The organism is Myxococcus sp. AS-1-15, assembly GCF_020037055.1.
In the GTDB taxonomy this organism is placed as follows: Bacteria; Myxococcota; Myxococcia; order Myxococcales; family Myxococcaceae; genus Myxococcus; species Myxococcus fulvus.
In genome coordinates, this window is the sequence record NZ_JAIQDF010000012.1 from 187,784 (window position 1) to 206,050 (window position 18,267).

The following is an 18,267-nucleotide window of genomic DNA, read 5'->3' on the forward strand; positions in this document are numbered from 1 at the left end:
GAATCAGACGACGACGAAATGGAAACTGGCGCCGTAGGAGCGCACCTCGGACTCGGCGACGTCCTTGGGGTCCATGGCCGAGACGAGGTCCGCACGCGTCAGTGACAGATGCTGGGTGCGGTTGGCCTCCAGGAGCGCGGCGTCGAACGCCTCGCGATTGCTCCACTCGGGCTGGAGGGCTCGCCACACGTGGGAGATGAAAACCTTGTCGCGCCCGAAGCGGCCCGTGGGCAGGGCCCGCGCCACCGAGAGCACATGCTCGGCGAAGGACTCCACGAGGACCGAGGGTGGCGGCGCGGCGGGCGCGGGGGCTTGATTGGGCGCGGACCCGGTGTCGCGTGAGGGCACGGTGTTTCGCGTGGGCGCTGGGGTTCGTTGGGGCGTTGCCCCAGCCTCGCGCGTGGACGCGGTGTTTCGCTGGGGCACAGACCGGGTGTCGCTCGCGGCCGCGGTGGACGACTCAGGGAGGAACCACTGCCGCAGCAGCGTCAGGCGAAGAATCTCCGCGTCGGCGCGAGGTGCCCCAGCGGCGCGGGCAGCGAGCTGCTCCACGGCCTTGCGCGGATTCTTCACCTCGGTGTCGAGCATCTTGCCGAGCAGGTGGGCCTGCACGGCACCCAGGGAGAACGGCCGCTCCGTCTCCACACCCAACTGGCGCCAGAGCAGCCTGTCCCGAATCTGCGACAGGGACGGCTCTCCCTCTCCGACCTCGGGATGGTGCCGGGCGAGCACCGCCGCGCGGACGCCATCCGCGTCGTTCAGGCGGGTGAGCGTGGCCTTGGAAGGTGCGACGTCCAGGCTGTTCGCGAGGAGGTAGGTGGCCTTGAGCTTCTTCCAGGTGAGCCCCTTGGGAAGCTGCTCCAGGCGCAGGAACTGGAGGACGCGCTCCATCCCCGCGCTGGTGAGCGTCAGGCCCGCCTTCTTCTTCGCGGCCACGAGCTCATCGCGCAGGAGCTGCTCCAGCACGGCGTCGAGTCGGGCCTTCCACTCGGGGCGCGAGAGGCGGTGCTCCACGAAGGGGCGCAGGGCATTGCCGAGCTCCGTGCGGGTGCCGCTGCGTTGTGGACGCGGCGCGAGCCAGGTGAGTGCGAGTCCCGCCAACCGGTTGTCAGGGCTGTCCATGCGTTGTCCTTTGCGCGGTGGCTTCTCGCCGCCGGGCCTCCATGAGCGATTCGAGGGTCTTCAAGATGTCTTCACAGTGAGGGTGCAGGTCCTCGTAGAGGAAGCGGGCCACCCAGTAGCCGATGCGCTGGAGCGCCAGGTCCTTGCGTCGGTCCCGACGGAACCGCTCGGGGTCGAGGAAGTGGTGTTGGCCGTCGATTTCGACGGCGAGCCGCAGCTCGCGGCTCAGCAGGTCGACCTCCAGCGGGCGCTTGCCCTCGCCGAGCTCCACCTTGGCGTTGAGGGTGAAGACGTCCTTGGTGGCCGGATGGACCTGCAGGATGTCGTGGTAGAAGAAGTGCTCCATCTTGCTGCGGGCGCGGGCCTCGGACTTCTCGCGCTCGGCGACCATGGCCTCCGCGTTCTCCCGGAAGCGCTCCAGCAACGGCGGCGCGACGTGGGGCTCCGGCTGTGAGGCCGGAGCCTTCTTCTTCGAGGATGCACGTCGAGGGGACGCGAGCTCGCCGACGGGCGCTCCCTGCTCGGAGGTGACGGCGACAGGGTCCGGGAGCTCGAGCAACCCTTCCCGCATCATCGCGAGCGCGTGGGAGTCCTTGCGTCCACGGGTGCCTTCGAGCGCATCGGGTGGCAGCACGCAGGCGACGTGAAGCAGCGGTGCCGCGGAGCAGATGGCGGTCGCGGTGCGGAGGCTGCGCGGGTCGGAAGGGGAGAGCGCCAGGTGGAGGGCGGGGGCGCGGCCTTCGGGGATGATGAGCAGCAGCGCGTGGAGGACGCGGAGCGGGTCGTGGGAGATGGCCTCACGGACCTCGTTGGGGAGCGTGCCTGGGGGCGCGGGCTCCGGGGCTTCGAGCAGCTGTCGGCACAGGGCCCACGTCACGGGCTCGGCGTGGGGCGGCTCCAGTCGCTCGAAGAGGACGCGGCGGTCGTGCTGCGTCTTGCCCTCGAAGTGCAGCTCGCGGGAGGAGATGGCGCGCTGGGAGAAGACGACGTAGCTCTCCGCGTCTCGGAAGAGATTGCGCTCACGGGCGAGCTGGGTGGCCCAGGCGGCGACGGTGGAGCGCAGGTCCTCGCTCTGGGCGAAGGCCGCCTTCAAGCCGCTGCGGTGGAGCCATTCCGTCCAGAGCCGGAGCGCGCGCTCCGGGTCGCCCACCAGGGCGCTCAGGGTGGGAATCCCTTCCGCACGGCGCCGGGCATGCCGGTCCAGCGAGTCCAGGAGAGCGGTGTCTGCGGTTGTCACCAAGCCCATGCCCCCACGGGTCCCCGGAGATGGACCCGTCACACCGGGTAGAGCCTGCGCCCTTCATGTCATTCCTTGCAAGCGGCGAGACCCGGTGCATCCAATGTCTCACACCGCCCGCCGGGTCTGTCACGACATCGATGCGAGGAGTGACTCACCCCGTGGTGGTATGGACTGGAGTGACTGTCTTCGTCAGGGGCGCAATCCCTACCGCGGCGCCGGGTCCCCCGCGGGCAGCTCCATCACATCCGGCATCTCCGCCAGCATGTTGGCGTTGGGATAGAGCGTGAGCTGTCCCGCTTGTCGCTCGATGAGCCCCGCGAGCCCGCCGGCCGTCTCCTCGAACGGCGCCCCGTGCGTCTGGAAGGCGAACGCCTCCCACAGCCGCGCCACATGCTCACGCCATGAACCCGGCAGCTTCTGGAACGTCACCCGCGCCTGCTCCGCCAGCGCCGAGGACACCGAGACCTCCCCCCCCGCGAACACCCGACGGCGGAACAACTCCCGCTCCCGGTTCCGCTCCTCGGGCGTCGCCTTCGCCAGCGCGCGGATGCCCGCCGACAGGTCCTTCCACAGCTCCAGCGTCGCCGTGGACGGAATCGTGGTGATGAAGCTGTTCACCATGACATGCATCGCCCCGAAGGACTCCACGTGGTGCCACCAGAAGGGCGGAATCAGCAGCGCCTCCCCGGGCTCCACCACCGCCACGCACGCGTGCTCCATCGCCGTGCGAAACCGGGGGAAGCGCTCCAGGTCCAGGTTCAACAGGTGCACGGGCGTCGTGGGCGCCCCGCCGCCCAGCACGTCCAGCGGCGCGTGGTACAGGTTCTCCAACTGCTCCGGCGGGAACATCGTCACCCGCTTGGTGCCCTCGAACATGCAGATGAAGTTGATGCAGTCGTCGTAGTGCAGGTTCACCACCTGCCCGTCCGAGCCCACCCAGAACTTGCTCTCCACCCCCAGCGGGTCGCTGAACGACAGGAAGTCGAACCGCAGCTTCTCTCGCACGTGGGACTGCTCGAGCATCCCGTTCTGCATGTACACGTACTCGCCCGTGCGCACCGCCGCCTTCAGCCGGTCCGCGAAGTCCGCGAAGCTGCCCTGCTCGGGCATCACCGCCACGCCCCCCTCCGCGTCGCTCACCACCAGCTTGGGCCGGTAGTGCCCGCCCGACTCCGGAGGCAACACGCAGAAGTAATGCTGAGGCCGCTCCCCCAACTGCGCCTCCAGCACCGCGAGCTTCCCGTCCAACGTCCCCTGCGCGCGGAACGCGTCCAGCGCCCCCGAGGCGTCCAGGAGCCCCCGGACGATGACCGGCTCACGGTAGTGCCACTCCCGCAGCTCCTCGAGCGACGGACGCTCCAGCCTGCGGACCGGCCTGGCGGAAAAGGGCAGGGGCTTCATCGGCATGGGGCTCCAACTCGCGGCACGAGGGGGCCCTCACGCTACCACGTCCACGCGGGGGCCCTAGATGAGCCCCCCGGACACGGGCGGCGGCGCCGCTTCACGGTAGATGCGCAGCGTGTCCGCCACGCTGTGCCGGTACTCGAACCCCGTCGCCTCCAGGAAGCGCCGGTTGTCCACCACGATGGGATAGCGCAGGTGGTCCAGCGCCCCCACCGACAGGCGCGGGAAGCCCGCCCGTCCCAACAGGAACGACAGCACCTGCGCCGGCAGCGGCACCGCCGTGCGCCGCGTCTCGCGCACGATGACCGACAGCGGAATCGGCGGAGGCCCGGCCACGTTGAAGATGCCCCGGATCTTCTTCTCCAGCGCCAGCTGCAGCGCCGTCACCACGTCCTCCTCCTGGAGCACGTGGAACAGCGGGTCATAGCCGAGCACCATCGGCACCCGTCGCCCCTTGAGGAACGAGGCCAGCGTCCCCGTGCCCGGCGCGCCCAGCGTGTACGGCAGCCGCAGCACCGCCGTCGTCACCTCGGGCAGGCGCCACAGCGCCGTCGCGGCGTACAGGTCCGCGGCCACCAGGTCCGCCAGCTCCGGGATGGCCTCCAGCGCGCGCGGCGGCTCGTCCTCGGAGTGGTACAGCGGCGAGTCCGGCGCCGCGCCATAGAAGGTGTGCCGCCCGACGAAGAGCAGCTGCTTCACGCCGTGCGTCGCGCAGTGGTCGAACACCGCCTTGGTGCCGTCCAGGTTGATGCGCCCGCGCTCCGCGCCCGGCACCGTGAAGGCCGTGACGGTGGCCATGTGCACCACCGCGTCCGGGCGCCAGCGGCGGAAGACGTCCTCGGCGACGCGCTTTCGCACGTCGCCACGGAACACCTGGATGTCCGCCTCCTGGGCCGTGTCCCACGGACGGATGTCCACCCCCGCCACCTCGTGGCCCGCCCGCTTCAACCGCAGCGCCAGCTTGCGCGCGATTCCTCCGGAGATACCCGGGATGAGCACCCTCATGGCAGCAGCTTTCTGGCCAGCCCGCGGTGCTGTCGCCCCGCCCGGCCGCGCTCGATGAGACCCGCGATGCGCTCCTTCACCTTCGCCACATACCCCTCGATGACGTGGTCCTCCTCGTCCCCGGTGCCCCGGAAGACGAGCGGCTCGCCATAGTGGATCTCCAGCCGCACCGGCAGCGGCACCGGCAGCAGGTACGGCGTCAGCGGCACGTACGGCACCCCCAGCAGCCTGCCCAGCGTGTACGCGTTGAACACCGTCGGGATGGCCGAGCCGCCCCCCAGGAACGCGAACGGGATGATGGGCGAGCGCGTCTGGAGCGCCAGCCGCACGAAGCCCGTGCCGAAGTCCACCAGCGAGTAGCGGTCCGGGAACAGCTTCGCCGTGCCGCGCGCGCCCTCGGGAAAAATCATGAGCAGCCGGTCGTCCTCGAGCAGCCGCCGCGCGTGCTCGGGCAGGCCGGTGAACTGGCCGGTGCGGCTGGCCCACAGCGAGGAGACGGGGAACTTGTGGAGGAATCGCTCCACCATGCCCTGGGCGAGCCGGGGCGGGTCCATCTCCAGCAGGGTGGACGTCAGCACCATGGCGCCGTCCACGGCCACTCCGCCGGAGTGGTTGCCCACGAGCATGCCCCGGCCCCGGGCGGGGATGTGCTCGATGCCGTGGCAGCGCACCCGGAAGTAGTACCGGTAGATGAGCGCGAAGACGCGCAGCGCATCCCTCACGTGCTTCCGGGAGATTCCGTACGGGTCCACGCCGTACTCGTTGAACGGCAACTCCAGCCGGTCAACCCGCGCATCCAATCCGTCGCTCAGGGCCACGGCGGCGGACCGTAGCACCCCCGGACGCGGCCCGCCGCATTCCACGCGCGCGCCGTTGGGCCCAGGCCCGCCTTGGGCCATACTGCCGCCCACTCCCCCCATGACATCCCCAGACGAGCTCGCCATCGAGGTGAAGGGACTGGTCAAGCGCTTCGGCGACGTCACCGCCGTGGACGGCATCGACCTGGACATCCGACGCGGCGAGTGCGTGGGCCTGCTCGGCCCCAACGGCGCCGGCAAGACGACCACCGTCGAGATTCTCGAGGGCCTCCAGGAGCCGACCTCCGGTCATGTACGGCTGCTCGGGCTGGACTGGAGGCGCGACGCGACGAGGCTTCGCCAGCGCATCGGCCTGACGCTCCAGGAGACGAAGCTGGTGGAGCAGCTCACGGTGGAGGAGACGGTGCGGCTGTTCGCGTCCTTCTATCCTCGCCCGCTGCCGCTCGAGGAGCTGATTGGCATGGTGCAGCTGGGCGAGAAGCGGCACGCCCGGGTGGGCAAGCTGTCGGGCGGCCAGCGGCAGCGGCTGGCCCTGGCGCTGGGGCTGGCGGGAGACCCGGACCTGCTCTTCCTGGACGAGCCGACCACGGGCCTGGACCCGCAGTCGCGCCGGGCCCTGTGGGACGTGGTGGCGACGCTCAAGGCCAAGGGGCGCACCGTGGTGTTGACGACGCACTACATGGACGAGGCGGAGGTGCTCTGCGACCGGCTGGTCATCATCGACCGGGGGCGCGTCATCAGCCGGGGCACGCCCGGGGACATCGTCGCGTCGCTGGGGGCCGAGCAGGTCATCGAGCTGGAGGCGGAGCCGTCGCTCGACCTGGAGCGGCTGTCGCCCCTGCCCGCGGTGGTCTGCGCGCAGCGTCACGCGGACCGGCTGTCCCTGCGGGTGAGGGCGCTGCACGAGGCGCTGCCGTGGGTGCTGCGCGAGGTGGAGGCGTCCGGCGCGAAGCTCAAGCACCTGTCCACGCGGCGGCCCACGTTGGATGACGTGTTCATCGGATTGACGGGGCGCTCGCTGCGCGAGGGCAACGAGGAGAAGGCGGCGTGATGGGCTCGCTGGGTGAGCTGGTGTTGATGCGCCTGCGGGTGCTGTGGCGGCAGCCCGAGGTGCTGTTCTGGACGTTCGTCTTCCCCATCGTCACCACGCTGGTGCTGGGGCTGGCCTTCCGCAACGAGTCGCTCGGGCCCGTGCGCGTCGCCATCGCGCAGGGCGAAGGGGCCACCGAGCTCTCCGCCCGGCTCGTGGGCACGCCGGAGCTGGAGGTGGAGACGCTGGAGCTCCTCGAGGCGCGCCGTCAGCTCGCCCGGGGGCGCGTGATGCTGGTGCTGGTGCCCGGCACGCCGGAGCCCGAGGCGCTGGTGGACCCCAGCCAGGCGGAGGGGAGGACGGCGCGACTGCTCGTCATGCAGGCCCTGTCGCGCGCGCCGGATGCGCCTCGGCTGGAGGCGGTGCGGACGACGCCGGTGTCGGAGCCGGGCAATCGCTACATCGACTTCCTCATCCCGGGCCTCCTGGGGATGTCGTTGATGTCCTCCAGCCTGTGGGCGCTGGCGGTGCCGCTGGTGTCCATGCGCGGCGGCAAGCTGCTCAAGCGACTGGCGGGCACGCCGATGTCGCGCACGCACTTCTTCCTGGCCTTCTTGCTGGGGCGCACGGCCTTCGCGGTGCTGGAGGTCGCCTTCTTCTGCGCCTTCGCGCGCTGGCTCTTCGGGGTGCCGATGTTCGGTAGCTACGTCGCGCTGCTGGGCATGGGGCTGATGGGCGCCATGTGCTTCGCCTCGCTGGCGCTGCTGGTGTCCATCCGCGCGCACAACGAGGAAGCGGTGGGCGGGCTGGTCAACCTGGTGTCCATGCCGATGCTGTTCCTGTCCGGCGTCTTCTTCGCGTCGGACAACTTCCCGGGCTGGTTGCAGCCGGTCATCCACGCGCTGCCGCTGACGGCGCTCAATGACTCGCTGCGCGCCATCATGCTGGAGGGGACGTCGTTGATGGCGCTGGGGCCGGCCATGTGGGTGCTCGCGGCCTGGACGGTGCTCCCCCTGGTGGTCGCGCTGCGCTGGTTCCGCTGGGTCTGAAGGAGAGTCCATGTCGAAGCCTCCCGCGTCGCCCGCCTTCGTGCAGCAGCTCAACTTCCTCGGCCGTGACGCGAGCAACGAGTCGGCGGCGCTCCAGGCCGCGTTCTCGCTCGGGCTGTTCGGACAGCTCTCCGCGGGGCCGGGCGCGTGGCCCCTGTCCTTGGACTCGCTGGCCGAGCACCTGGGCGCGAATCGCCGCGGAGTCCGCGCCATCCTCGAGCCGCTGGTGGGCCTGGGCTTCGTGTTGTTCCAGGAGGGCCAGGGGTATCTGCTCGCGGAGGACACGGCCGCGTTCCTCGCGGATGCGTCGTTCCGTGCGCGGCTGCGGGCGGTGCCGGACTGGTGGCACGTGGTGGCGAAGCTGCCCGAGGCGGTGCGCATCGGCGCCGCGGTGGACGGGCGGGATTTGCTGGGGTGGTTCCGCGCCCTGTTCCTGGAGCCGTCGCCTGCCGCGCCCAACGCGCGGGCCGAGGAGTTCTTCGACCGGTACGCGCGCAACTTCGCGCGCACGCAGGCGCTGGTGACCGCCGCGGAGCTGGGGTTGCTCACGCGGCTGGTGGAGACCGCGACGCCTCGCGACGAGCTCGCCGCCGGGTTGAAGGTGCACCCGGAGGGGCTGGGCGTGCTCCTGGGCGTGCTCGCCTCGCTGGGCGTGGCGCGGGAGGAGGCGGGGCGCTGGTCCTTCACGGAGGCGGCGGCGCGGATGCTCGACGCCACGAGCCTGCCGTACTTCCAGCGCGCGCTGCCGGCGACCATGGCGTATTGGGAGGCCTTCGGACATCTGGGCGAGGCCGTGCGCGAGCAGCGCTTCCGCCTGGACCTGAGGGACCCGGAGACGGCGCGCCGCATCTACCAGGAGAACGCCTCGCGCATCTCCGGCATCTTCGGCTCGCACCTCCGGCTGAGCCGCAAGGCGGCGGAGCTGGTGGGGCAGATGCGCTCGCTCTCCGGCGCGCGGGTGCTGGACGTGGGCACGGGCTCGGGCGTGTGGGGCGCGGCCTTCGGGCTCGCGGCGCCCACGACGCACGTGACGTACCTGGACTCGGTGCACGTGCTGGACGCGGTGCGCCCGCACCTGACGAAGCTGAAGCTGGAGGCGCGCTCGCGGCTGTGGGAGGGGGACTGCCTCTCGGTGGACTACGGCGAGGCGGAGTACGACGTCATCCTCCTGCCGCAAATCATCCCCGCGCTGCCGCCCGATGCGCTGCCGGGCTTCTTCGCGAAGCTCGCGCGGGCGCTCAAGCCCGGCGGACTGCTCCTCATCTCCGGCTATCTCTTGACGGACCGCCGCGACGGGCCGCTCGACGCGCTCTACTTCGCGCTGCGGCGCTACGTGTCCAATGAAGGGGACGTGCTGTCCCTGCCGGAGTTCCAGGCGCTGCTCTCGCCGGTGGGCCTCACCGCGGCGCGAGCGTTCGACATGCCCATCCAGCAGGTGGTGGTGGCGCACCGCGGGGATGTCGCCTGGCCCGAAGTCGCCGCCGTGCCGGCCGCCTGAGTCCTCACATCCGGAGTCGAGATGGAACCGCTGCGCTCATTCTTCATGGAGGACTATCTGGAGGGCTCGCGGTTCACCGCGCGCTACAACCTGGGTGAGTCCGGAGGCCGTCCCGTCACCGTGGGCGAGCTGTTGACGGGCTCGGGGGTGAGCCCCGACGAGGCCTCGGCCGTCTTCCTGTCCACGCTGCTGCGTGACAGCCCCAACTGGGGCCGCGCGGACCTGAGGGACCTGGTCGCCGCGATGCACCCGGGCGCCACGCGCGAGAACGTGCTCATCACCACGGGCACCAGCGAGGCGCTGCTGCTGCTGTTCCGGCAGCTGCGTCCGCGCAAGGTGGCGCTGGCGTGGCCCGCGTTCCAGCTCCTCTATGAGCTGCCCATGCAGCAGGGCGCGCAGGTGGTGCAGCTGCCCGTGCGCTGGGACGAGCGAGGCCGGCCGTCCATCGACGCGGGCGACTGGGTGGCGCGGCTGGAGCGCGAGCGCCCCGACGTGGTCATCCTCAACACGCCCCACAATCCGAGCGGCCTCGTGCTGGACGCGGGCCTCTTGGACACCGTGGCGAAGTGGGCGGACGCGAACGGGGCCACGGTGGTGGGCGACGAGCACTACCGCTTCCTGTCCTCCGAGGACGCGGTGCTGGGGGCCACGGTGTATCGGCCGGGCACGCGCTCGTTCGTGACGGGCTCGTTCATCAAGTGCCTGGGCTGTCCGGGGCTGCGCATCGGCTGGTGCGTGGGCGACACGGCGATGCTGGCGCGGATGCAGAACGAGAAGAACTACACGACGCACACGGTGAACCCGGTGACGGAGTGGATTTCGTACGAGGTGCTCAAGGACCTGCACAGCCCCGCGCTGAAGCGGGCGCGCGAGGACTGGCTCCAGAACCGGCGCACCCTGGCTGCGTTCCTGGAGCGCTCGCGGGGCGTGTACGGCACCGCGCCCCAAGGGGGCCTCGTCACCTGCATCGGCGTGAAGGGGGCCCTGGAGCCCGCGGCCTTCACCTCGCGGCTGGAGGCCCTGGCGGCGGAGGGCGTCTTCGTCCTGCCGCTGAGCGCCATGGAGGTGGGAGATCCAAACGGCAGCCACCCGCTGGAACGGGGCCACGGCTTCCGGCTGGGACTGGGCGCCGAGCCCGCCCATTTCGCGGAAGCGCTCGCGGTGATTGAGCGCGCCACCGCGCCGTGAACCCTCTCGGAGTGAATACGCGCGGAGATTTGTCACTCTCCGTCTGGAAATCTCTCGCGGAGACGGGGGCTGCTCTACAGCCCGGGTAGAAATCTCACAATTTTGTAAACAGGCAGAGAATTGCGGGGCGATCAGCAACTCAGCCAGGGGAACCCCGAGAATAGGGCAGGAGCTTTTATGGCCAACTACCGGATCAATCCTCGTGAGCGCCGTACGACCCCCAAGGACTACGTGATTCAGCGTGGCGACACGCTCACGAAGCTGGCGGCTCGGTTCGGCACCACCGTCGACAAGCTGGCGCGCGACAACAACATCGCGAACAAGGACCTCATCTTCACGGGCGCGTCCCTGAAGGTGGGCTACTCCGGCAAGGACACCTTCGAGCCGAGCGGCTCGCGTCAGGGCCTCCGCGGCGGTGGTCGTCCGACGGGCGGCCAGGACGTGGGCGGTCCCACGGGCGTGGGTCCCAGCAGCGCGTCGTCGGGGATGTCCCGGCTGGCGGATGCCGCGCGCCGCGCCGCGATGGGCATGGGCGGCTACAACAGCCAGGGCCTGTGCGCCACGGGCGTCAGCCGCGCCATCCGCGATGCGTACGGCATCGGCGTGTCCGGCAACGGCAACCAGATCGACAACAACCTGCCGCGCGACAAGTTCAAGCAGGTCAACATGTCGCTGGAGGAGGCGCTGAAGATTCCGGGCCTCGTCCTCACGTGGGAGAGCACCTCCACGCGCCTGGGCAGCATCTACGGCCACACCGCCATCACCCTGGGCGACGGCCACTCGTCCGCGAGCGACTTCATCGAGCGCAACACGACGAACAGCGGCCGCACCGGCTTCAAGGTGTTCATGCCCATCGAGTAGCGCCCGGCCCACACCGGCGATGCTCCAGAAAGCCTCGGTCCCTTCAGGGGGCCGGGGCTTTTGCGTTTCGGCGTGACGCCTGGAGCCAGGGGGCCCCGGAGCGGTGAGGCCCTCGGGGCTCGCTGCGCCCTCGGCTTCGCTACCGCAGCAGCGCGGAGAAGGAGTGGTCCCTGGCCGAGTAGTCCGCGTCCTCGAGCAGCAGCTGGTGCACGCGGCCCTGGAACGCGGTGGGGACGGCGGGGAACAGGTGGTGCGTCAGGTGGTACTGGTCATGCCGGGGGAAGAGCACCCGGTTGAGCCAGCCCCACGCGAAGATGTGATTGCGCGAGCGGTGGAACTCATCCGCCGAGCCGATGACCCCCGCGTGGTCCACCGCGTCCGACCAGTAGCGAATCACCTGGTACGGCACCACGTACGGCACCACGTAGAAGAGGGCGAACGCCTTCCAGCCGATGCCCCACTGCGCCAGCGCCGCCAGCCCCGCGATGAAGCCCCACCGCGCGAGCGTCACCATCCACGGGTCCGCGCGGTGGAAGAGCACCGGCTTGAGGAACGCGGGCAGGTGCATCAGCGTCAGCGGCCGCAGCAGATGGTCCTTCACGAACGGCCGGTCGGCTTCCGCGAAGCCGAAGCGGCGGCGGGGCGCGAAGTCCAAATCCTTCTGCGCATCCCCCAGGTGCAGGTGGTGCGTGAAGTGCTCGCGCGTGTACGGCTCCAGCGCCGTCCAGTCGATGATGGCCAGCACATGGCCGAGCGCGCGGTTGCGGCGCTTGCCGCGCACGAACATGCCGTGACAGGCCTCGTGCAGCATGTTGCCCAGCGCGCGGAAGCGGGTGCCGATGAAGAAGGCCACCAGCGGGTAGAGCACCCAGCCCGCCCAGGGATGTATCGCCAGCAGGCTCGCGCACCCGAGCGCCGCGCCCGCGCCGAGACCGATGTGAAACAGCAGATGTCCCACGCCGCCCGGCAGGGAATGCGAGTGATAGCCCAGCGAGGCCACCCGTCGGGCGAACCGTCCACGGAGCTTCGCGGCGATGGACCCGCCCCGCTCGCCCGTCTCGGGTGAGGTCTGGGTGTCAGGGCTGTCGAGCTGCGGCGCTGCGCGCATCAGGACCTTTCAGGGGTCTTGCTCGAACGCGGGGGGAGTCGGAACGGTAGTCGGGGTGCCGCGCCACGAGCAAGCAAGGGGCCGTGAAATCCCTGGCTCTGACGCGGCGCGTGCTCAGTCCGCCAGTCGGGAGGGCAGTTCCACCCCGGGCCGGGCCGCCAGAATCATCTCCTGTGTGGGCAGGGGGATGCACACGGACGAGGACAGCCCCACCGCCTGCAGGAGCTGTCCGTACTCGGAGGCGGACAGCAAATCCCCCTCGTTGGTCATGAACCGCCGCAGACCGAAGTACAGGTGGTCCAGCGGACCGTCGCGCCGCTCGTTCAAGACATACTCGGCGATGAGCAGCACGCCGTCCGGCTTGAGCGCCCGGGCCACGCGCGCGAACAGGCCGGGCAGGCTCTCCGGCCTGAGCACGTTCAAGACCTGGGGAAGGATGATGACGTCGAAGGCCGCCTCGCCGAAGTCGTGGGTGAACAAATCCCCAGGCCAGAAGCGCGCGCGGTCCGCCACCTGGAGCCGCGCCAGGTTCGTCTTCACCTGCTCCAGCACCACGCCCTGGTCGAAGTAGGTGACGTGGGTGGTGGGCGTCGCGCGAGCGAAGGCCGCGCCCCACACGCCCGAGCCCGTGCCGATGTCCAGCACCGCCGCGCCCTCCAGCGGGTGCGCCTTCGAGAGCGTGGTGGCCGCCTTGCGGCTGAGCTGGAAGTGCGACGCGAACACCGCGGTGATCTGATTGGAGTTGTCCGCGTAGAAGCGCCGGCTCACCTCCGGGTCCTTCAGGTCCAGGATGAAGCGCTCCTCGCGCACCGTCTCGTCCAGTCGGCCCAGCGCCTCGGTGTACTGCGCGGACACGCTGAGCGAGCGCACCAGGTACGCCAGCGCCTTGCCGTCGAGGAGCCGCTTCGCCTCCGTGCTCAGCCCGAAGGTCTCGCCCTCGCGCGTCACCAGCCCCAGCGCCTCCAGCACCTCCACCACGACGCGCAGCCCCGTCGTGCTCAGGTACGTGGCCGCGCCCAGCTCCGGCAGCGTGCGCGGCGCGTACGCGAGCAGCTCCAGGAGGCCCAGCCTCCCCGCGGTGATGAGCACCTGCGTGCGCGCGCCGCTCCGGGCGAAGCGGTCGAAGAAGTCCTCCGCGCTCCCGGCGGTTGCCTTGGCGCGCGTGTCCTCCAGGAACATCGCGCGGTAGTGCCCGAGCACGTCCCAGCGCTGGCCCTCGTGCTCCACGGGCTCGCCCCGCTTCACCGCCTCGTCGAGCAGGGACAGGGGCCCCCACCAGGGCAGCTCGGCGCGCAGCCGCTCGAGGAAGGTGGCGTCGCGCAGGAACGTCGCGGCATGACGCGTCAGGGCGAAGCGGCGCGTGTCATCCAGGGAGGCGTAGCCCAGGCAGACGAGCAGCTCGAGCAGGGCGCGCAGCCCGCGGGGCGAGGACTTCGTCGCGGTGGCCAGGGCATCGAGCGAACACGCGGTGGTGGTGCCCTCCACCGGCAGTGCGTCGAAGAGGCCCAGGCGGAGCGAGGCGCGCAGGAGCGCGGACTCGTTCGCGGCGTTGCGTGCCCAGAAGTGGACCGACTGCGCGAGGGAGGGGCTGGGGGTGGCCGACATGCACTCGCAGCTTGGTCCGGTCGTCTCGCGTCGCGCAACCCGGCGGGGCGCATCGCTTGTATCGCCCGGGTGGGTTCTCTATCGTCGGGGGCTCCACGTCCGGTCGAGGACGCCCGCCCGCCCCGCTGGGGCGAGGGTGCAGGGTCCGCATCGCGAGGAGTCTCCATTGACGTTGCTGTCCTTCGCGCTTCAGAGCGTCGTGGCCCGGCCTCGGAGCTGGGTGGTCGCATTGCTGGCGCTCGGCTCCGCGCTGCTGCTCGCGTTGGGGCTCGCGATGGTGGCCGGTATCTCCGAGGGCACCCAGCGCAGCGTCATCGAGAGCGGCGCGGGGCACTTCCTCGTCTACAACTCCCAGTCCGCCGAGAAGGCCGTGGTGGTGACGGGCCCCACGGGCGCGCCGGTGCTGATGCCGCTGCCCGACTACCCGTCACTCGAGACCCGGTTGCGACAGACACCGGGTGTCCAGGACGTCGTGCCGCTCGAGGTGGGCATGGCCGCGACGTTCCGCGGCAACTACCTGGACGACAAGCTCTCCACCGCGCGCGCCGTGGCCCGTCAGCCTCCCTCGCCCGAGCGCGACGCGCGGCTCTCGCGGCTGGCCACCGATTTGGAGCGCACGCTGCGCGACGTGGCGCGCGACGCGGACCGTCAGACGGAGGCCTTCCTCACCGCCGACGAGGCGCGCATGGACCGCGCGGCGCTGGAGGAGACATCGAAGCCCGCGTTCTGGGAGCGCTTCCGCGCCGAGCCCCTGGTGGCGCTCGAGTACCTGGAGAACCACGTCGCCCGGCAGGTGGGCGAGGGCGAGTCCATCGACATCGAGTACCTGGGCAGCGACCTGTCCCAGTTCGCCCGCGCCTTCCCGCGCTTCGAGATGGTGACGGGCACGCTGCCGCCCGAGGGACACCGGGGGCTGCTCCTGGGCCACGGCCTCTACGAGCAGCGCTTCAAGCTGCCGGTGGCGGCGCGGCTGGATGAGCTGAAGCGGGAGCTGGACCGGGGCGCGCTGCTCGCGGAGGACGAGCGCCTGCGCACGCTGGTGGAGCGCGCCTCGGCGGAGCTGCCGGACCTGCTGGCCCGCGTGGACGCGGAGCGCTCCGATGCCGCGCGCGCGGTGCTCCAGCGTGTCCTGGGGTACGCGGGGGAGCCGGAGGCCCTGTGGCGCGAGTTCCTGCAACTGGACGACGGAAACTTCGCCGCCCGTCACCAGGTCTTCTACGCGGAGCTGGCGCCCCTGCTGCCGCTGTACCGCGTGAAGCCCGGGGACACGGTGGTGCTCAAGGGGTTGGACTCGCTCGTCAACGGCGTGCCGCTCAAGGTGTGGGGCACGTATCGCTTCCGGGGACTCGGCGGGGACACCAGCCGCGTCAACACGCTGAGTCTGATGGACCTGGTCAGCGCGCGCTACCTGTCCGGGCGCCTGTCGCCGGACATGGTGGAGGAGGCGAAGCGAGACGCCCAGTCGCTGGGGCTCGACTTCCTGTCGGAGGCGGAGGTGGACCAGCTCAAGCCGGCCACGGTGGTGGAGGTGGAGACGGTGCCCGCGCGCGCGACGGACATCCCCGACTTCCCGCGCGCCCGCGCCTGGCCGGACACCTTCTCCGCGACGGAGCTGCGCGGAGGCAGCGTGCTCCAGGCCGCGGTGGTGGTGGCTCCGGACGCGGACCCCGTTCGGGTGGCCGAGGTCGTGGTGCAAGAGGGCACGAGCGCCTCGGCGCCGCTGGCCACGGTGGACTGGGAGGCCGCGGGCGGCTTCATCAGCGGCGTGGTGGGCATGACGCGGGTGGTGCTGCTGGCCTTCTCGGTGATGCTGTGCCTGTTCGTGGTGCTGGTCTCCGCGGGCACGCTGCTGCTGCTCGCGCAGGAGCGCGTGGGCGAGGTGGGGACGATGCGCGCGGTGGGCATGCAGCGGCGGGACGTGTTCGGCTCGCTCTTGATGGAGGGGCTCCTGCTGGGAGGCCTGGGCGCGGGCGTGGGCATGGCGCTCTCGGCGCTGCTGCTGTTCGGGTCGATGGGAGATGGCATCTCCGTCACCGACGAGGCGCTCCAGTTCTTCATGGGCGGCCCCGTGTTGATGCCCCGGCTGTCGTGGGGACAGGGCCTGGGGGTGTGGCTGGGCGTGGTGGGCGTGGTGGTGGTGGCGTCGCTGGTGCCCGCGTGGCGGGGCAGCGCGGTGCCTCCCGCGGTGGCGATGCGAAAGAGGGAGGACTGAGGCGATGCTCTCCCTTCTGCATCTGGCGCTGCGAAACCTCTTCGCCCACCGGGAGCGGGTGCTCCTGCTGCTGGGCATCACCGCCGCGGCCAGCGGCGTCATCGTCGCCGTGTCGTCGCTGGCGGCCGGGGTGGCCACGGCCCAGCGCGAGGCCGTCACCACGTTCCTCACCGGCGACCTCAACGTGGGCGGCTTCTTCAAGGTCCACCCGGACTCGATTGCGCCGGTGGTGGGTGACGCCGGCAAGGTGCGCGGCGTGCTGGAGCCCCAGGTGCCGCAAGGCTGCTACCTGCGGGAGCGGGGCCGCAGCTTCGCGCTCGCGGGCGCGGGGCGCCGCCGCACGGGCTCCTTCCTGGTGGGCATGGACGTCGCGAGCGAGAAGGACTCCCTGGCCCGCTTCCGCGTGGCGTCCGGCCGGCTGGAGGACCTCGCGCGGCCGCGCACCCTGGCCGTTTCCACCACGCTGGCCGAGCGGCTCCAGGTGAAGACGGGAGACCTGGCCACGCTCTTCGCGCAGCCGGTGGGCGGAGGTCGTCGCAACGCGCTGGACGTGGAGGTGGTGGCCATCACCGAGAAGGCGGGCCTGCTGGGTGAGTCCGCCGGCCTGCTCGTCTCCAACGAGACGCTGCGGGAGCTGGACGGCTTCAAGCCGGGCTCGGCGGGTGTGCTCCAGGTGGTGTGCGGTGACACGCCGGTGGACGTGGACGCGCTGGGCACGTCGCTGCGCGACTCCCTGCGCGGCGCGGGCTTCGACGTGCTGCCCGCCGCGAACCAGTCCTACGCGGAGAAGCAGATGCTGCTTTTGCGCGAGGGCTGGCGGGGCCAGAAGCTGGACGTCAGCACGTGGGAGGACGAGTCCTCGTTCATGTCCTTCGTCACGCTGGGCCTCACGGCGCTGGCGGTGCTGGTGAGCCTGGTGGTGCTGGTGCTGGTGGTGATTGGCCTCTTCGTCGCGCTCAGCGTCGCGGTGCGGGAGCGCACGCGGGAGATTGGCACCCTGCGCGCCATGGGCATGCAGCGCCGGAGCGTGGTGGCCCTCTTCATGACGGAGGGGCTGCTGCTGGGCTTCGTGGGCTCGGCGCTGGGGGTGGTGGTGTCCTCGGTGCTGTGCGTGGCCTTGCGCGGCGCGGTGCCCTTGCACGAAGAGATCGCCAACCTGTTCTTCAGTGGCACCTTGCCCCTGACGCCCAACATGGGGCTGTGCGTCCTCGCCGTGGTGCTCGTCACCGTGGGCGCGGGGGTTGCCACCTTCATTCCGGCGGCGCGTGCCGCCTCGCTGACACCTCGGTCCGCCATGGAGTCCCTGTGATGCAGACATCCATCCGCCGTCTCGCCGTGATGTTCGCCCTGTCGCTCGCGCCCCTGGCCCCGGCGGCGCAGAAGGAAGAGAAGCCCGCCGAGCCGAAGGCCGCGGAGTCGAAGGCCGCCGTGTCCGCCGAGGAGGTCATCCGGCGGGTGGATGCGCGCATGGCGCTCAAGAGCGACTTCAAGAGCACGGTGCGCCTGCGCGAGAAGCGCAAGGACGGCACCGAGGCGCTGCTGGAGATGCTGGTGTTCCGCCGGGACTCGTCGAAGGACCTGCTCATCTACATCACCAAGCCGCGCAACATGGCGGGTGGCGGCTACCTGCGCATCGGCCGCAACCTGTGGGAGTACGACCCGTCCGTGGGTCACTGGCAGCGGACCACCTCGCGCGGCAACATCGTCAACACCATCTCCTGCGAGGAGGACTTCGACCGCTCGCACCTCTTGGAGACCTACGAGGTGCAGGACGAGGGTGAGGAGACGGCGGCGGGCACGAAGTTCCGCAAGCTGTTCCTCAAGGTGCGCCCGGGCATGGAGGCGTCCTTCCCGCAGCTGCGTGTCTGGGTGGACCCCGACTACAACATCGTCAAGCGCGTGGGCTACGCGCCCTCGGGCCGGACGCTTCGCACCGACGTCATCCGCGGCTACCAGAAGATTCTCGACCCGGCCGCTGACAACCGGCCGGTGTACCTGATGCGCGAGGTGCTCGAGGTGGAGGAGGCCGAGGGCACGCAGCTCACCGTGCGCTACGACGAGGTGGAGCTGGCGCCGCTCAGCCCCAACATCTTCACCAAGACGTGGCTGGAGGGCCGCTTCCGCTAA

The 18,267-nt window shown here is 70.7% G+C and carries 15 protein-coding genes; 8 read left to right on the plus strand and 7 right to left on the minus strand.

Features of this window, described 5'->3' with window-relative positions:
• Positions 1 to 3 precede the first annotated feature (3 nt).
• From K8625_RS29220 to K8625_RS29240, 5 genes are all read right to left on the minus strand, one after another.
• Positions 4 to 1,122 (minus strand): hypothetical protein, encoded by a 1,119-nt coding sequence (locus K8625_RS29220; RefSeq protein ID WP_223747910.1) that lies wholly within the window; start codon positions 1,120 to 1,122, stop codon positions 4 to 6.
• Complete coding sequence (locus K8625_RS29225) at positions 1,109 to 2,359, minus strand: DUF559 domain-containing protein (RefSeq protein WP_223784637.1); 1,251 nt, start codon at positions 2,357 to 2,359, stop codon at positions 1,109 to 1,111. The genes K8625_RS29220 and K8625_RS29225 overlap by 14 nt, the downstream gene beginning before the upstream one ends.
• Positions 2,360 to 2,566: 207 nt before the next feature.
• Positions 2,567 to 3,763, minus strand: coding sequence for a cupin-like domain-containing protein (locus tag K8625_RS29230; protein ID WP_223784542.1), 1,197 nt, complete (start codon positions 3,761 to 3,763; stop codon positions 2,567 to 2,569).
• 63 nt (positions 3,764 to 3,826) lie between these two features.
• Positions 3,827 to 4,771, minus strand: a complete 945-nt coding sequence (locus K8625_RS29235) for an SDR family oxidoreductase (RefSeq protein ID WP_223784543.1) — start codon at positions 4,769 to 4,771, stop codon at positions 3,827 to 3,829.
• Positions 4,768 to 5,589, minus strand: a complete 822-nt coding sequence (locus K8625_RS29240; RefSeq protein ID WP_141324309.1) for a lysophospholipid acyltransferase family protein — start codon at positions 5,587 to 5,589, stop codon at positions 4,768 to 4,770. The genes K8625_RS29235 and K8625_RS29240 overlap by 4 nt, the downstream gene beginning before the upstream one ends.
• Positions 5,590 to 5,689: 100 nt before the next feature.
• On the opposite strand from K8625_RS29240, the gene K8625_RS29245 reads away from it, so the two are divergent.
• The 5 genes from K8625_RS29245 to K8625_RS29265 all read left to right on the plus strand — a co-directional run bounded on the left by K8625_RS29245 (position 5,690) and on the right by K8625_RS29265 (position 11,215).
• A complete protein-coding gene (locus tag K8625_RS29245; RefSeq protein ID WP_223784544.1) occupies positions 5,690 to 6,640 on the plus strand; it encodes an ABC transporter ATP-binding protein in 951 nt (316 codons plus the stop codon).
• Positions 6,640 to 7,668 (plus strand): ABC transporter permease, encoded by a 1,029-nt coding sequence (locus K8625_RS29250; protein WP_223784638.1) that lies wholly within the window; start codon positions 6,640 to 6,642, stop codon positions 7,666 to 7,668. Before K8625_RS29245 ends, K8625_RS29250 begins: the two co-directional genes overlap by 1 nt.
• 10 nt (positions 7,669 to 7,678) lie before the next feature.
• A complete protein-coding gene (locus K8625_RS29255; RefSeq protein WP_223784545.1) occupies positions 7,679 to 9,166 on the plus strand; it encodes a class I SAM-dependent methyltransferase in 1,488 nt (495 codons plus the stop codon).
• A gap of 21 nt (positions 9,167 to 9,187) precedes the next feature.
• On the plus strand, positions 9,188 to 10,354 hold the full coding sequence (locus K8625_RS29260; protein WP_223784546.1) for a pyridoxal phosphate-dependent aminotransferase: 1,167 nt from the start codon (positions 9,188 to 9,190) through the stop codon (positions 10,352 to 10,354).
• A gap of 177 nt (positions 10,355 to 10,531) precedes the next feature.
• The gene (locus tag K8625_RS29265; RefSeq protein WP_141324305.1) at positions 10,532 to 11,215 is read left to right on the plus strand and encodes a LysM domain-containing protein; all 684 of its coding nucleotides are present in this window, start codon (positions 10,532 to 10,534) and stop codon (positions 11,213 to 11,215) included.
• Positions 11,216 to 11,354: 139 nt separating this feature from the next.
• On the opposite strand, the gene K8625_RS29270 is transcribed toward K8625_RS29265, so the two are convergent.
• Entirely contained in the window at positions 11,355 to 12,323 is a 969-nt protein-coding gene (locus K8625_RS29270; RefSeq protein WP_223747917.1) for a fatty acid desaturase, read from the minus strand.
• A 114-nt stretch (positions 12,324 to 12,437) separates the two neighbouring features.
• Positions 12,438 to 13,928: a class I SAM-dependent methyltransferase gene (locus K8625_RS29275; protein ID WP_223784547.1), complete on the minus strand. Its 1,491-nt coding sequence runs from the start codon at positions 13,926 to 13,928 to the stop codon at positions 12,438 to 12,440.
• Between the two features lie 166 nt (positions 13,929 to 14,094).
• Between K8625_RS29275 and K8625_RS29280 the strand changes: the two genes are divergently transcribed.
• From K8625_RS29280 to K8625_RS29290, 3 genes are read left to right on the plus strand one after another with little or no spacing between them, the layout of a single operon-like run.
• Entirely contained in the window at positions 14,095 to 16,140 is a 2,046-nt protein-coding gene (locus K8625_RS29280; protein ID WP_223784548.1) for an FtsX-like permease family protein, read from the plus strand.
• 4 nt (positions 16,141 to 16,144) lie between these two features.
• Complete coding sequence (locus K8625_RS29285; protein ID WP_223784549.1) at positions 16,145 to 17,449, plus strand: ABC transporter permease; 1,305 nt, start codon at positions 16,145 to 16,147, stop codon at positions 17,447 to 17,449.
• Complete coding sequence (locus tag K8625_RS29290; RefSeq protein WP_141324300.1) at positions 17,449 to 18,267, plus strand: outer membrane lipoprotein-sorting protein; 819 nt, start codon at positions 17,449 to 17,451, stop codon at positions 18,265 to 18,267. The genes K8625_RS29285 and K8625_RS29290 overlap by 1 nt, the downstream gene beginning before the upstream one ends.